This is a genomic window from Xanthomonas hyacinthi, from assembly GCF_009769165.1.
Lineage (GTDB): Bacteria > Pseudomonadota > Gammaproteobacteria > Xanthomonadales > Xanthomonadaceae > Xanthomonas_A > Xanthomonas_A hyacinthi.
This window is the reverse complement of the sequence record NZ_CP043476.1, coordinates 700473-713887: the sequence shown is the minus strand read 5'-3', so window position 1 is coordinate 713887 and position 13415 is coordinate 700473. Positions and strand designations below refer to the sequence as shown.

The following is a 13415-nucleotide window of genomic DNA, read 5'->3' as shown; positions in this document are numbered from 1 at the left end:
TGCGATCGGATCGCGTCCGCACACACCTCCAGCGCGCCGACGCATGTAGCCTCGACGCTTCTCACTCCGGCCCGCGCGTGCGGCCCGCGATCGCCAGGCCGAGCAAGGCCAGCAGCGCGGCCACCGCGAAGGTGGACAGATACGCGGCGACCAGCGATTGCGCCAGCAGCGCCGCGAACAGCGAGCCGCCGACCGCCAGCGTGGTCGCCACCGCGATCGCCTCGCTCAACTGCAGCGCCGAACTGTTCGCGCCCTGCTGCGCCGGCGGCGACAGGGTCAGGGTCAGCACCGACAGGGTCGGATAGATCAGGCCCATGCCCAGGCCGGTGGCGGCCCAGCCGAGCATCGCCAGCGGCGCCGGCACGCTGGGCAGCAAGGCCAGTGCGGTGCCGGCGATGCCCAGCAGCATCAGCGCGCTGCCGTTGCGCAGCCGGCGCAGGCGCGCGCCGCGCTGGCCGTAGTGGCCCTGGTACCAGGAGCCGGCGAACCAGCCCAGCGCACCGATGCTCAATGCGATCCCGGCCCAGGTCGGCGACAGGCCGCGTTCGCGCGACAGCAGCAACGGCAGGAACGCTTCGCAGCCGAAGAACGCCGACGCCGCCACGCCGCGCAAGGCGATCACGCTGGGCAGGCCGCGCGCGCCGCGCAAGGTGCCGTCCGGCAACAGCCGCCACGCGCACAGCAGCAGCACGCCCAGTGCCGGCACTACGCCGGCCAGCAGCCACAGTCCGCGCTGCTGCCCGGCCAGGTACAGCAGGCAGATGCCGGCCGCCGCCCCTGCCGACCACAGGATCGGCGCGGCGCTGCGCGCCGGCGCCGCGGCCAGCGCGGGCAGGCGCCGCAACGCCGGCCGCAACAGCAGCGCGGCCGGCAGCGCCAGCAGCGGCACCGCCAGGAACACCCAGCGCCAGCCGACATGCTCGACGATCAGGCCGCTGATGCCGGGGCCGATCAGCGACGGCACCACCCAGCCGGCCGAGAACGCGGCGAAGATGCGCGGGCGCAGCGCCTCCGGGTAGAGCCGCGCGACCAGCACGTACAGCGCCACCGAGATCGCGCCCGCGCCCAAGCCCTGCACCAGGCGCCCGGCGAGCAGCATCGGCATGCCGCCGGCGAACCCGGCCAGCAGCAGCCCGCAGACGAAACAGGCCAGCCCGGCCCACAGCGGCAGCGCCGGGCCGCGCGCATCGCTGCAACGCCCGGCCACGGTCATGCCGATCACGCTGGTCGCCAGGGTGCCGCCGAACGCCAGCGCGTACAGGCGCAGGCCGTCCAGTTCGCGCGCCACGGTCGGCATCGCCGCGGCCACCGCCAGCGCCTCGAACGCGATCAGCGAGACCAGCGCGACCATGCCCAGCGTGGTCGCGCGATAGCGCGGCGAAAGGACCGAATCGGCAGTGGCGGTAGCGGTGCGGGCGGCTGCCATCGCCGGCAGCATGCCGTTGCGGCGGTTGCCGGCGGGTGAAGCGTGATGGCTCATCGGTGCAACCTCATGGCAGGCATGTGCGCGCCATGGCGCGGTGTTGCGCGGCAGGCGATGGACGCGCAGCATGCAACCTCAACCGGACTCGAGGTCAAGCGATGCATGCGGAACTGAGCGTGGGGCAGGTCGCCGAACGCAGCGGCGTGGCGGTTTCGGCGCTGCACTTCTACGAGAAGAAGGGCCTGATCCACAGTCTGCGCACCGCCGGCAACCAGCGCCGCTATGCGCGCGACGTGCTGCGCCGGCTGGCGGTGATCCGCGTCGCGCAGCGCGTCGGCGTGCCGCTGGAGAGCATCAAGGCCGCCTTCGCGCAGCTGCCCGATGCGCGCACGCCCACGCGCGCGGAGTGGGCGCGGATGTCGGCGGCCTGGCGCCAGGAACTGGACGCGCGCATCGGGCAGCTGACCCAGTTGCGCCACCAGCTCACCGACTGCATCGGCTGCGGCTGCCTGTCGCTGCGCCGCTGCCGCTTGAGCAATCCTGCCGATGCACTGGGCGCGCACGGCGATGGGCCGCAGCGCTGGACAGCGCCCTGAGCGGCAGGCGTGTGCGCGGCAGGAAGACGCGCAGGGACGCTCCTACAGGGGGCGGCGGCAAGCCGGAAACGACGCCGCGCTAGAACGTGCGGGCGAAGCGCAGCGTGCCCGCGCCGTCGGCGCCGCGCACGTCCACCTGGAAATTCAGCTGGTCGTGCGCGCTGATGCGCACCGTGCCGACATAGTCGGTATAGGCGTCGGTGACCGCGTCGCGCAAGACGATGGGCTGCCGGCGGCCGCTCAGGTCGGCCGCGACGGCGCTGACCTGGCCGCTGGCCGGGAGTTCTTCGCCGTCCTGCACGCGGCGTAGCGCGATCACCACCAACGCGGTCTCGGCGTCGCGCGCGATGCCGTAGCGGCGCGCGGCGGCATCGCTTATCGCCAGCGTCGGCAGCGCGTTGTAGTGCACGCGCAGCGCGCCGAAGTCGGCCTGCACCGCTGCGGGCGCCATCGGTGCGGCCGGGCTTGGCGTTTCCTGCGCCGAGCACGCGGCCAGGGCGAAGCAGAGCAGTACGGCAACGGGCAGGCGGCGCATCGGCGGCTCCGGGTCAGTCGTTGGCGGCGGACAGTGCGCGGCCGCGCGCGGCGGCGGCGGCGATGGCGGTGGCGGTCAGTGCTTCGAAGCCGCCGGCCTGGAAGGTCTCGATCGCGGCCTGGGTGGTGCCGTTGGGCGAGGTCACCCGCCGCCGCAGCTCGCTCGGCGCCTCGCCGGATTCGGTGAGCATGCGCGCCGCGCCGAGCACGGTCTGCAGCACCAGCGTGCGCGCCGCGGCGGCCGGCAGGCCTTGCGCGACGCCCGCCGCTTCCATCGCTTCGGCGAGCAGGAACACATACGCCGGGCCGCTGCCGGAGACCGCGGTGACCGCATCGATCAGCGCCTCGTCCGCGACCCACACGGTGACCCCGGCGGCGGCCAGCAGCTGTTCGGCCTGGCGCTTGTGCGCGGCGCTGGTCTGCGCGTTGGCGAACAGGCCGGTGACCCCGGCGCCGAGCAACGCCGGCGTGTTCGGCATCGCCCGCACCACCGCCTGCGCGCCGCCCAGCCAGCGGTCCAGCTGGCGCGCGGTGATGCCGGCGGCGATGGACAGCAGCAGCGGCCGCTGCGCCTGGGCCAGCGCGCTCAGTTCGCCGCACACGCTGCGCAGCACCTGCGGCTTGACCGCGAACACCCACAGCGGCGCGCCGTCGGCCGCCTCGGCCGCCGCGGCGACGGCATGCACGCCGTAGTCCTCGATCAGCGTCTCGCGCAGTGCCGGCACCGGCTCGGCGACGCGGATCGTGTCCGCTGCGATGCCCTGGCGGACCAGTCCGGCGATCAGGCTGCGTGCCATGTTGCCGCCGCCGATGAAGGCGATGGACTCGGGACTCGGGGCTCGGGACGCGGGACTCGGGGAGGTCATGGCAGCTGGCGGTTGCGAGGGATGGGAAACGAAAGATAGCAACTGCGCGCGCTATGGACGCCCGACGCCCGCTTTTACCGAGTCCCGAGTCCCGAACAACGCCGTGCCCACCCGCACCATCGTCGCGCCCGCGGCGATGGCGTCGGCGAAATCACCGCTCATGCCCATCGACAGCGTATCGGCCTGCGGATGCGCGGCGTGCAGCCGCTCGAACAGCGTGCGCATGCGCGCGAAGGCGGCGCCGCGGCGCTCCGCTTCGGGCCATGGCGCGGGAATGGCCATCAGCCCGCGCAGCGCCAATGCCGGTTGCGCGGCGATGGCCGCGGCCAGCGCATCCACCTCGGCGGGGGCGCAGCCGTGCTTGCTGGCCTCGTCGTCGATGTTGACCTGGATCAGCACATTCAGCGGCGGCCGCGATGCGGGGCGGTACTTGGCCAGGGCGGCGACCAGCTTGGTCCGGTCCAGCGTCTGCACCCAGTCGAACAGCTGCGCTGCCTGCTCGGCCTTGTTCGACTGCAGGTGGCCGATCAGATGCCATTCCAGGTCCAGCGCTGACAGCTCGGCGATCTTGCCCGCCGCCTCCTGCACGTAGTTCTCGCCGAACGCGCGTTGTCCCTGCGCGGCCAGCGCCGCGATCGCCGCGGCCGGCTGGGTCTTGCACACGGCCAGCAGGCACGCCGGCGGGCGCTGCGCGCAGGCCGCGGCGCGGTCCATGTCCAGGCGGATCTGCTGCAGGGGAGAGAGGGGCATGGGCGGCGCTTCTGGCAACGGGGAAGGGCGCTATACTGCCGCCCGGGGAATCATCCTTCCAGTCGCAGCCCAGGGGGAAAAGCAGCGTATGGATATCGCTGAACTATTGGCGTTCTCGGTCAAGAACAAGGCCTCCGACCTGCACCTGTCCGCCGGCCTGCCGCCGATGATCCGGGTCGATGGCGACGTGCGCCGCATCAACATCCCGGCGCTGGACCACAAGCAGGTGCATGCGCTGGTGTACGACATCATGTCGGACAAGCAGCGTCGCGACTACGAAGAGTTCCTCGAAGTCGACTTCTCCTTCGAAATTCCCAGCCTGGCGCGCTTCCGCGTCAACGCATTCAACCAGAACCGCGGCGCCGGTGCGGTGTTCCGCACCATTCCGTCCGAAGTGCTGACCCTGGAAGACCTCGGCTGCCCGCCGATCTTCCGCCAGCTGATCGACCAGCCGCAGGGCCTGATCCTGGTCACCGGGCCGACCGGCTCGGGCAAGTCGACCACGCTCGCCGGCATGATCGACTACATCAACAAGAACGAATACGGCCACATCCTCACCGTCGAGGATCCGATCGAGTTCGTGCACACCTCGCAGAAGTGCCTGATCAACCAGCGCGAAGTGCACCGCGACACGCACGGCTTCAACGAGGCGCTGCGCTCGGCGCTGCGCGAAGACCCGGACATCATCCTGGTCGGCGAGTTGCGCGACCTGGAAACCATCCGCCTGGCGCTGACCGCCGCGGAAACCGGCCACCTGGTATTCGGCACCCTGCACACCAGCTCGGCGGCCAAGACCATCGACCGCATCATCGACGTGTTCCCGGCCGGCGAGAAGCCGATGGTGCGCTCGATGCTGTCCGAATCGCTGCGCGCGGTGATCTCGCAGGCGCTGCTGAAGAAGGTCGGCGGCGGCCGCACCGCTGCGTGGGAGATCATGGTCGGCACCCCGGCGATCCGCAACCTGATCCGCGAGGACAAGGTGGCGCAGATGTACTCGGCGATCCAGACCGGCCAGCAGAACGGCATGCAGACCCTGGACCAGCACCTGCAGGACCTGGTCAAGCGCAGCCTGATCACCCGCAACCAGGCGCGCGAGTACGCCAAGGACAAGCGTGTGTTCGAGTAGCCGGGAATCGGGAGTGGGGAATCGGGAATGGGGAAAAGCAGCCTCGTCCCTTCCGCTCCCGGAAACCCGCTGTTGCGATTCCCGATTCTCCATTCCCGATTCCCGGCTCCGAAGGAGCACGCCATGAGCACCATCGACTTCACCTCGTTCCTGAAACTGATGGCGCACCAGAAGGCGTCGGATCTGTTCATCACCTCGGGCATGCCGCCGGCGATCAAGGTGCACGGCAAGATCGCCCCGATCACGCAGACGCCGCTGACCGCGCAGCAGAGCCGCGACCTGGTGCTGAACGTGATGACCCCGGCGCAGCGCGAGGAGTTCGAGAAGACCCACGAGTGCAACTTCGCCATCGGCGTGGCCGGGGTCGGGCGCTTCCGCGTCAGCTGCTTCTACCAGCGCAACCAGGTCGGCATGGTGCTGCGCCGGATCGAGACGCGCATTCCCAGCGTCGATGAGCTGAACCTGCCGCCGGTGATCAAGACCCTGGCGATGACCAAGCGCGGCATCATCCTCTTCGTCGGCGCCACCGGCACCGGCAAGTCGACCTCGCTGGCGGCGATGATCGGCTACCGCAACCAGAATTCCACCGGCCACATCATCACCATCGAGGATCCGATCGAATTCGTGCACAAGCACGAGGGCTGCATCATCACCCAGCGCGAGGTCGGCATCGACACCGACAGCTGGGAGAACGCGCTGAAGAACACCCTGCGCCAGGCGCCGGACGTGATCATGATCGGCGAGGTGCGTACCCGCGAAGGCATGGACCACGCGATCTCCTTTGCCGAAACCGGCCACCTGGTGCTGTGCACCCTGCACGCCAACAACGCCAACCAGGCGATGGACCGCGTCATCAACTTCTTCCCCGAGGACCGCCGCAGCCAGCTGCTGATGGACCTGTCGCTGAACCTGCGCGGCGTGGTCGCGCAGCAGCTGATCCCGACCCCCGACGGCAAGGGCCGGCGCGTGGCGATGGAGATCATGCTCGGCACTCCGCTGGTGCAGGACTACATCCGCGAGGGCGAGATCCACAAGCTCAAGGACGTGATGAAGGAGTCCACCAACCTGGGCATGAAGACCTTCGACCAGAGCCTGTTCGAGCTGTACCAGGCCGGCGAGATCAGCTACGAGGACGCGCTGCGCCACGCCGACTCGCAGAACGAAGTGCGCCTGCGCATCAAGCTCGCCCAGGGCGGCGACGCCAAGACCCTGGCGCAGGGCATGGACGGGGTGGAAATCGCGGAGGTGCGCTGAGCGCTCACTATTGGCGGCAAAACGTACTACAAAAAGACACGGCGCATTATGGATAGGTTGTGTATGAAAATCTTTTTATGCCTTGGGTTGCTACTTCTAAGTAGCTTGGTTGAGGCGCAAACCGTCAAATACATCCACACCGATGCCTTGGGTTCGATAGTGGCGGTCACCGATGCGAATGCCAATATCATCGAGCGTCGTGAATACGAACCTTATGGAGCACAGTCGAGTCCTGTTGTTCAGGATGGACCTGGTTATACAGGGCATGTGCAGGATGCGGCGACTGGGCTGACGTACATGCAGCAGCGTTATTACGATTCAAGTATAGAGAGATTTTTGTCGGTTGATCCTGTGCTAGCTGACGGTAACACGGGTGGCAACTTCAATCGATACAGATACGCCGCAAACAATCCCTATCGATTTACCGATCCAGATGGCCGGCAGGAAATGGCTGCTGAAAGATTTGGTGATTCGTACGGAAGTTGGACGCCTGATGAGCGAGTGCCATTTGAGGCTGTTGCTGTGCCAGCAACTGCAGCATTGGTGGCGATAACTCCTTTGGTTGGGCCCGAATTGGCATTGGGGCTTCGTGTTATTACGCGAAATGTGGTTGAGCAGCCTAAACTGACAGGCGACCAAGCGAAAAACCTTGCCAGGTTCGAGAAGAAATTTTCGAAAGAAAATAGGAATGTCGAAGTGTCACACAGTAAAGATGGTACAGTTACCTTTAAGAATGAGGTTCCCGGCAGGGTGGCTGGGTCAAAAGCTGTGTACGAGAAGACTGTCGATAGCTCAGGAAAAACTACAGCAGCTACGAAAACCACTTATGATCCAAAAGGGTATAGTATTCATGTGAAAGATAAGCTTAAGTAGATGAGTGCAATGAATTTTTCTATTGACAAGTTACGCTCTGATATCTTGGCTGCTAATGAGGGAGGGGGAGGGATTTTTGTAGTCACGCATGCTGCAGTTGTAGAAATTTTGGATGCATTTCTTAGTGGTGTTATCGGCGCAAATGAAGTTGCGGAATGGGCCGAGTTCTTGGATGCCAATGAAGATGTCGAGTTTGAATCTGATGAATTTCTGCCGAATATTATTTTTGAACTGTCGAGTCCTGAGATTAACTATTACCAAAATGCGGCGCGCGCAGCTGAAATAATTAATATATTAAAAATAAATAGTGGGTAACTTCACTTTCTCTTTCGAAGAGCTGGTTATTTTAATTTTAACTTGGGAGATGTCTGATTAACCCATGCATCGCCGCCTTGCAGCTCAGTAAAATCAATAGGTTAAGTGTCGCGCAAGTGGGTTGATTCAGACAATCCTTAGTGCTTGGGCGAATTCAATTCTGGTTTGCAACAGTGTTCTGGTGCAGGACTACATCCGCGAAGGCGAGATCCGCAGGCTCAAGGACGCGATGAAGGAGTCCACCAACCTGGGCATGAAGACCTTCGACCAGAGCCTGTTCGAGCTGTACCAGGCCGGCGAGATCAGCTACGAGGACGCGCTGCGCCACGCCGACTCGCAGAACGAAGTGCGCCTGCGCATCAAGCTCGCCCAGGGCGGCGACGCCAAGACCCTGGCGCAGGGCATGGACGGGGTGGAAATCGCGGAGGTGCGCTGAGCGCTCACTATTGGCGGCAAAACGTACTACAAAAAGACACGGCGCATTATGGATAGGTTGTGTATGAAAATCTTTTTATGCCTTGGGTTGCTACTTCTAAGTAGCTTGGTTGAGGCGCAAACCGTCACCTGATTAGCCCTGACCCTCAGCCATGAAAATTGCTTGCCGCGCGCAGAACCGTCTCTGGGCAAGGCTTGCAGCGCATCATGGCGGTGGCAAGTCGCGGCAGCATCTGGCGCAAGCGGAATCGGCGATTGAAGCGGTAGGCGGCTTCGGCCAGATAGCGCCTTGCGTAGTTGCCTTGCGCGATGGCGTGATACACGCCGCTGATGGCGCGTTTGAGGTTGCCCAGCACCACGTTGACCCAGCGCGCGCCAGGCGTTTCGGTGGCCGCACGCCCTCCGCCGGTGTCCAGCGTCGTGTGCGCGTGCCCGGCCTCTTCCAGGCGGCGAAAGCAGGCCAGCCCATCGCGGTGTAGACCTCGCACTCCGGCGCCAGGCGACGCGCGGTCCAGTCGCACAGCGATGCGTTATCGAAACTGCGCACCGGCTCGATGACCGCAACGCTCGGCGCAGCGAAGGTCGCATCGGTCTGCACGGCAATCAGGAACGGCTGTTTGTTCTCCGATCCGCGTCCGGCCTTGCCACCGTTGCGCTCGCCGCCCAGGTACGCATCGTCGATCTGCACGAACCCGCTGAGTGTGCGCGGGGCTTCGCGCTCGGCCATGGCCTGCATGATCTTGTGCTTCATCCGCCAGGCGGTCTTGTAGTTGACGCCCAAATGGCGCATCAACTCCAACGCCGCCAAATTGGTCTTTGTCGCTGTCAACAGATGCAAGGCCAGCATCCACGTGCGCAGTGGCAGCTTGGTCCCTTCGAACATCGTACCGGCCATCAACGTGGTCTGATGGCGGCAGGCGCAGCACTGGTGGTAGATCGCCACGCTGTGCTTGAAACGCGACCGGGCCCTTCCTGCACAGGACGGGCAACGGAAACCCTGCGGCCACCGCCACTTGTACAAGGCGCGATGGCACTTGGCCTCGGTGCCGTAGCATGCGATGAACTCGGACATCGACAATCCAGGCTGGAACTGCACGGCGTTGATGCTCATCGCGCCACCTCGTCGGCTTCAGGTGGCGCCAGCCTCCCAGCACGGCGCAGATCCTGCGACTATCGGCTGAGGGTCAGGGCTAATCAGGAACCGCCGTGCATCGTGTTTGGGTATCATGCCTTCGAGCATGGGAGTGGATGACCTGCTGGTCCTCGGGCGACATGCGCAACGGTGAATGCTGATGTCGGCGAGTAGCCCGTTTTTGAAGACTTTATCGAGCGAGGTGCGATATGCGCTGGACTGCTCCGCTACATCCATACTCAATCCGACCCATCATGGATGCGGTTTCAATACTGAGCGTTCACGTTGAACAAGATTGACCGGGAAACTGGACCCGCGGTCGAGTCGCTGCATCATTTGTCCGATTCTTCCAGCCTTCGGCGGCGCGGCGAGCAAGTGCATGTGGTTGCTCATCAGTACATGCGCGTGCAGTTCGCAGTCGGTGGCATGCAGGTAGCGGGGGAATCCAGCAAACCAGCAGACACTCCGGGAAATAATTACTGCTCCGACAAATGTCAATCAGTGTGCAAAAGGTATGACGGCTGGAAATGGAGGCCGCTGATGAAAGCAATTCCGTGGAAAATTTTCTTATGTATTTCGGTGGCGTTTATGGCGGCATGCGCGCCAACGTCATCTCAGTCTGCGCCGGCCTCAGCGCCGCCGTCCAGGTGCGAAATTAAATTCGCCGTGTGGTGCATTGCGGAAGGGGCATACAAAATATCTCGTGTGCTGGCGTCCGATGGAGTACATGACAGAATTTGGACACTTACTGGTAGGTTTCAAACTGACTCGAAGTTGGTTATTTTCGAGCCAAACGGGTGTAATGCGGGACACGCTGATAAAGCTGTTCTTCTTGGAGTGGAGAAGGCGTTCCCTTGGCAAGGTCAGCAATGGAATCGGATCAGTGTACGGTTGAAGCGGGATGCTACTTGTGATCTCCGAGTACTGGTGCCGGCTGCTACCAATGACCCTATGGAGTGGGGTTACTCAAGTGGGCTGCCTCTGATCCGAACTTGCACAAAGAAAGAATGCCCGGCGCAGAACTTGGGTGATCTAAAGACACAGATTGCAAACTAGGCATCAAAGGGACCAGGCATCAAAGGGGCCAGACATCAAAGGGGCCAGGGCATCAAAGGGGCCAGAGGAAATATCCACTTCAACCGCATATTTCCTCCGGCCCCTTTTTTTGCCGGCCCCTTTTTTGAAATCAATCATTCAAAAAGTGTAAGGACGAGTCATGTTGAGAATTCGGGTGGTTAAGGCAGCGCTGCGCGTCACCGCCGCAGCGGCCATTTCATTGCTCGTCGTGTTCAGCGCCTCGGCGCAGACGGTTCGGTATGTCCATACGGATGGGCTGGGTTCTGTGGTACTGGTGACGGACAAGGACCGGAATATTATCGAGCGCAGCGAGTACGAGCCGTATGGGAGTTTGCTTAATCGCCCGTTGACGGATGGGCCTGGTTATACGGGGCATGTCATGGATGCGGCGACGGGGTTGGCATATATGCAGCAGCGCTATTACGATCCGTTAGGGGTGTTCCTTTCAGTTGACCCCGTTACGGCTTATCAGCAGCCGATCACGAACTTCTGCCGGTACTGCTACGCAAGGAATAGTCCGTACAAGTTCACTGATCCGGATGGGCGCGACGCTGTTTGGAAACAAGATAAAAATGGCAACGTGACGCTAGCGATTCCAGTCCATTTTAGTGGTTCTGCCGTAACGGCTCAGGTTACATCCGCTATCGAGTCAAGAGTTGAGTGGCTCAACATCGATAATGCCAAGTACAAAGTCGACGTAGTAATTTCAGGCACTTCGGTAGGTGCCGGTATGAATCGTATGGATTTGAGTCCGGGGCTGGACCAGAAAAATTTCGGAGATGTAGGTGAGGGGACCGAATATCTTGGCGGAAATGACGCTCATATCGATTCCAGCAAAGCATCGTTTGTCGATGCGGCCGCGCACGACATTTTGCATTTTTCCGGAATTAGAGATGGATACGAAGACAGCGCGGTGGGGAAAGACGGATCTCGCGGGGCTCCGACACTGAAACCGGGTTATGATAATAAAAATATTATGGCTGCGCGACGTGGCACTGAACTCAAAGCAAGCAACATAGATGAGGCGAAACAGAATCGGTCCACAAAGAAGGAGATTGAGAGATGAAGGTTGAGGTTGTCATCGCTTCCATATCGATTTTCCTCGCGGTTGGCTGTGCTGCTTCACAGGTGCTTGGTACCGTGGAAGACCAGCCCAATTATTGTGTGAGATCTGCATGCTTGAGCTTGGATGTATCTTCTATTCAGGAGGTTGGGACTACTTCATCTTTATCTCCGGTGCGCGAAGTTGTGGCTGTCAAATTAGAAGATGGTGGATCGTTTTCAATGGAGTTCGAGCAAACTGATCAATCATATTGTGAAAATAAAGGGACGTCGCCCGCAGAGTTGACTGATAAGCATGCAGTGTGGAAAGGATGCCTTCCTCGACCAGCTGGTGTCATCGAACCCGTGGTCTCATTTGTTCTAACATATTCTCACGGAGCTTCGGATGCGCAATTGCTGCATATTCCGGTTAGTGCAATCTGGCCTGTCGAGCGCTCTCCGAGCGTAACCCCAGATGGCACCTATGCTTTGCGTCTCGGGAAAATTGTCTTGGTTAAGCGCCCCAACTAAGTTGGCGTAACTACGATAGGGGATGTGCGAGCGGCAGGTGGTGACGTAGTCTCAACTGGGGAGCGATAGTCGTGTCACACCGGTTCGATATTTACGTTAGCTATTCGCAAATTTCAGTATTCACGCTGGAATAAAAGGGACGGAGGAAATTAATCCGATATCATGATGTCCACAGCTGCCGACGCTGAACGAGCGCCAGACCCGGGGCATGACCTACGATGCTCGCGGCGGAGCTGTGGCGTGGGCCTCATTACAGGAACGCATCGCGAGCGTCGATGTGCGCAGCGTCGGCGAGGTCGCTGGCGCCCCGCTGAGATCGATGATAATGACCTGCGGGTCGCATTGGTAGTAGCGACCCCAAGTTGCTTCTACCGATCCAACGGCGCGACGAACGCCCGCGCCTTGCTGGGATCGGCCGTCCAGCGCGAACTCTGGTTGGTGCGCTGGCAGATGTCGCGGATGCGCTGCCCGAAGCAACGCTTGGTCTTGTCGAGGTTGGCGTCGCTGACGCGGTTGGGCGGCGTGAGGTTGTTGTCCAGCCAGCCCAGGAAATACGGCTTGTCGGCTTCGTCGAGGTGTGCGCCGTAGGTGCGGGTCACGTCGGCGAGTGTCGGTCGGCGGTAGTCGGACGGAATGGCCGCATCGATCTCTTGCAGGAAGCCGCCGGCCGGAACGGGACGAAGCTGCCCGCACCCCGGTCGAACAGTTGCGCCAGCGGCTTGTAGTCGTCGCCGAAGTCCGCGCTCACGAAGTAGCCGGCATGCACCTGCAACACGAGGGCAACGTCCGGGTGGCCGATGGCGGCGAGCACGAACTCGTAGGGCTGGATATCGACCAGGAACAGGCAATCGAAGTCGATGCGGTTGTGGGTGATCTTGAAATGCGCCCGCTCGTCGCGGTTGCCGCGCATGGCGGTGTGCAGCCGACGCAATCCCTGCATCTGCACGCGGGCGGATGGCGTTACCCGCGAGCGGCCTGCGCGAGCAGCGAATCGAGCACTTCGCTGACCATTTTTTGCTTGGCACGCGGCAGGCGGCTGACCAGTTCCAGTTGCTGCTGAATCCTCGGAGCCGGCCCGCGCTTGCCGGTGGCTGCCGGTTGCCCGATCAGGGCTTCGACCGACGTGCCCAGCAATGCCGCCAGACGCGGCAGATGCGAAATCGGCACGCGGCGGTTGCCGCTCTCGTAGGCGGTGATGGTCTGCTGGGAGACGCCGAGTTGTTCGGCCAGTTGTACCTGGGTGATGCGTTGCGCCTTGCGCAGCGTGTGGATGCGCGTGCCGAGTTCGATGAAGAAAGCGCGTTCGTCGTCGCTGATGGCCACGGTTGCCGGGGTGATCGGGTGGAGATGGGTCATACCGTATCCAGTGGTTCGCTATTGGAGTTAAAAATACTACTAAAACGGATATTCTTGTGTCGAATTGTTCTGCTTGACAGGTTTTTGGCCAGGAGCCCGAAATGCC

Annotated in this window: 14 protein-coding genes and 2 pseudogenes; 8 read left to right on the top strand and 8 right to left on the bottom strand. The window is 62.5% G+C overall.

What is annotated here, in order from left to right:
* Positions 1-61: 61 nt before the first annotated feature.
* Positions 62-1480 carry an MFS transporter gene (locus tag FZ025_RS03330; protein ID WP_425478380.1) on the bottom strand — a complete coding sequence of 473 codons (1419 nt, stop codon included), beginning with the start codon at positions 1478-1480 and terminating at the stop codon, positions 62-64.
* Positions 1481-1581: 101 nt separating this feature from the next.
* Between FZ025_RS03330 and soxR the strand changes: the two genes are divergently transcribed.
* A complete protein-coding gene (gene soxR, locus FZ025_RS03325; RefSeq protein WP_104557614.1) occupies positions 1582-2019 on the top strand; it encodes a redox-sensitive transcriptional activator SoxR in 438 nt (145 codons plus the stop codon).
* 79 nt (positions 2020-2098) lie between these two features.
* Here the strand turns inward: soxR and FZ025_RS03320 are convergent, their stop codons facing one another.
* From FZ025_RS03320 to FZ025_RS03310, 3 genes are read right to left on the bottom strand one after another with little or no spacing between them, the layout of a single operon-like run.
* Positions 2099-2554: a DUF4426 domain-containing protein gene (locus tag FZ025_RS03320; protein ID WP_104557612.1), complete on the bottom strand. Its 456-nt coding sequence runs from the start codon at positions 2552-2554 to the stop codon at positions 2099-2101.
* Positions 2555-2567: 13 nt separating this feature from the next.
* The gene (gene proC, locus FZ025_RS03315) at positions 2568-3419 is read right to left on the bottom strand and encodes a pyrroline-5-carboxylate reductase (protein ID WP_104557610.1); all 852 of its coding nucleotides are present in this window, start codon (positions 3417-3419) and stop codon (positions 2568-2570) included.
* Positions 3420-3470: 51 nt separating this feature from the next.
* Positions 3471-4169 carry a YggS family pyridoxal phosphate-dependent enzyme gene (locus FZ025_RS03310; RefSeq protein WP_104557608.1) on the bottom strand — a complete coding sequence of 233 codons (699 nt, stop codon included), beginning with the start codon at positions 4167-4169 and terminating at the stop codon, positions 3471-3473.
* Between the two features lie 88 nt (positions 4170-4257).
* Here FZ025_RS03310 and FZ025_RS03305 point away from each other — a divergent pair, with 88 nt between their 5' ends.
* The 5 genes and pseudogenes from FZ025_RS03305 to FZ025_RS03285 all read left to right on the top strand — a co-directional run.
* Entirely contained in the window at positions 4258-5295 is a 1038-nt protein-coding gene (locus FZ025_RS03305; RefSeq protein WP_104557606.1) for a type IV pilus twitching motility protein PilT, read from the top strand.
* A 123-nt stretch (positions 5296-5418) separates the two neighbouring features.
* A complete protein-coding gene (locus FZ025_RS03300) occupies positions 5419-6549 on the top strand; it encodes a PilT/PilU family type 4a pilus ATPase (RefSeq protein WP_104557604.1) in 1131 nt (376 codons plus the stop codon).
* A gap of 63 nt (positions 6550-6612) precedes the next feature.
* Positions 6613-7422, top strand: a complete 810-nt coding sequence (locus FZ025_RS03295; RefSeq protein ID WP_244292451.1) for an RHS repeat domain-containing protein — start codon at positions 6613-6615, stop codon at positions 7420-7422.
* A 9-nt stretch (positions 7423-7431) separates the two neighbouring features.
* Positions 7432-7737: a hypothetical protein gene (locus tag FZ025_RS03290; protein ID WP_158185526.1), complete on the top strand. Its 306-nt coding sequence runs from the start codon at positions 7432-7434 to the stop codon at positions 7735-7737.
* A 175-nt stretch (positions 7738-7912) separates the two neighbouring features.
* Positions 7913-8173, top strand: a pseudogene (locus FZ025_RS03285) (type IV pili twitching motility protein PilT); the annotation flags it as partial.
* 145 nt (positions 8174-8318) lie between these two features.
* On the opposite strand, the pseudogene FZ025_RS03280 reads toward FZ025_RS03285, so the two are convergent.
* A pseudogene (locus tag FZ025_RS03280) lies at positions 8319-9283 on the bottom strand (IS1595 family transposase).
* Between the two features lie 1237 nt (positions 9284-10520).
* On the opposite strand from FZ025_RS03280, the gene FZ025_RS03270 reads away from it, so the two are divergent.
* Both FZ025_RS03270 and FZ025_RS03265 read left to right on the top strand, forming a co-directional pair.
* On the top strand, positions 10521-11447 hold the full coding sequence (locus tag FZ025_RS03270) for an RHS repeat domain-containing protein (protein ID WP_104559070.1): 927 nt from the start codon (positions 10521-10523) through the stop codon (positions 11445-11447).
* Complete coding sequence (locus tag FZ025_RS03265) at positions 11444-11953, top strand: hypothetical protein (protein ID WP_146093664.1); 510 nt, start codon at positions 11444-11446, stop codon at positions 11951-11953. The genes FZ025_RS03270 and FZ025_RS03265 overlap by 4 nt, the downstream gene beginning before the upstream one ends.
* A gap of 368 nt (positions 11954-12321) precedes the next feature.
* Here the strand turns inward: FZ025_RS03265 and FZ025_RS03260 are convergent, their stop codons facing one another.
* From FZ025_RS03260 to FZ025_RS03250, 3 genes are read right to left on the bottom strand one after another with little or no spacing between them, the layout of a single operon-like run.
* Complete coding sequence (locus FZ025_RS03260; RefSeq protein ID WP_244292568.1) at positions 12322-12588, bottom strand: DUF6037 family protein; 267 nt, start codon at positions 12586-12588, stop codon at positions 12322-12324.
* The gene (locus tag FZ025_RS03255; protein WP_104559069.1) at positions 12549-12863 is read right to left on the bottom strand and encodes a hypothetical protein; all 315 of its coding nucleotides are present in this window, start codon (positions 12861-12863) and stop codon (positions 12549-12551) included. The genes FZ025_RS03260 and FZ025_RS03255 overlap by 40 nt, the downstream gene beginning before the upstream one ends.
* Before the next feature lie 50 nt (positions 12864-12913).
* Positions 12914-13276 carry a helix-turn-helix domain-containing protein gene (locus FZ025_RS03250; RefSeq protein WP_208803732.1) on the bottom strand — a complete coding sequence of 121 codons (363 nt, stop codon included), beginning with the start codon at positions 13274-13276 and terminating at the stop codon, positions 12914-12916.
* Between the last annotated feature and the right edge of the window lie 139 nt (positions 13277-13415).

Coding starts and splice junctions, on each gene's coding strand:
- FZ025_RS03330 (WP_425478380.1), bottom strand. CDS start 1,480: ATGAGCCATCACGCTTCACCCGCCGGCAACCGCCGCAACGGCATGCTG.
- soxR (WP_104557614.1), top strand. CDS start 1,582: ATGCATGCGGAACTGAGCGTGGGGCAGGTCGCCGAACGCAGCGGCGTG.
- FZ025_RS03320 (WP_104557612.1), bottom strand. CDS start 2,554: ATGCGCCGCCTGCCCGTTGCCGTACTGCTCTGCTTCGCCCTGGCCGCG.
- proC (WP_104557610.1), bottom strand. CDS start 3,419: ATGACCTCCCCGAGTCCCGCGTCCCGAGCCCCGAGTCCCGAGTCCATC.
- FZ025_RS03310 (WP_104557608.1), bottom strand. CDS start 4,169: ATGCCCCTCTCTCCCCTGCAGCAGATCCGCCTGGACATGGACCGCGCC.
- FZ025_RS03305 (WP_104557606.1), top strand. CDS start 4,258: ATGGATATCGCTGAACTATTGGCGTTCTCGGTCAAGAACAAGGCCTCC.
- FZ025_RS03300 (WP_104557604.1), top strand. CDS start 5,419: ATGAGCACCATCGACTTCACCTCGTTCCTGAAACTGATGGCGCACCAG.
- FZ025_RS03295 (WP_244292451.1), top strand. CDS start 6,613: ATGAAAATCTTTTTATGCCTTGGGTTGCTACTTCTAAGTAGCTTGGTT.
- FZ025_RS03290 (WP_158185526.1), top strand. CDS start 7,432: ATGAATTTTTCTATTGACAAGTTACGCTCTGATATCTTGGCTGCTAAT.
- FZ025_RS03270 (WP_104559070.1), top strand. CDS start 10,521: ATGTTGAGAATTCGGGTGGTTAAGGCAGCGCTGCGCGTCACCGCCGCA.
- FZ025_RS03265 (WP_146093664.1), top strand. CDS start 11,444: ATGAAGGTTGAGGTTGTCATCGCTTCCATATCGATTTTCCTCGCGGTT.
- FZ025_RS03255 (WP_104559069.1), bottom strand. CDS start 12,863: ATGCGCGGCAACCGCGACGAGCGGGCGCATTTCAAGATCACCCACAAC.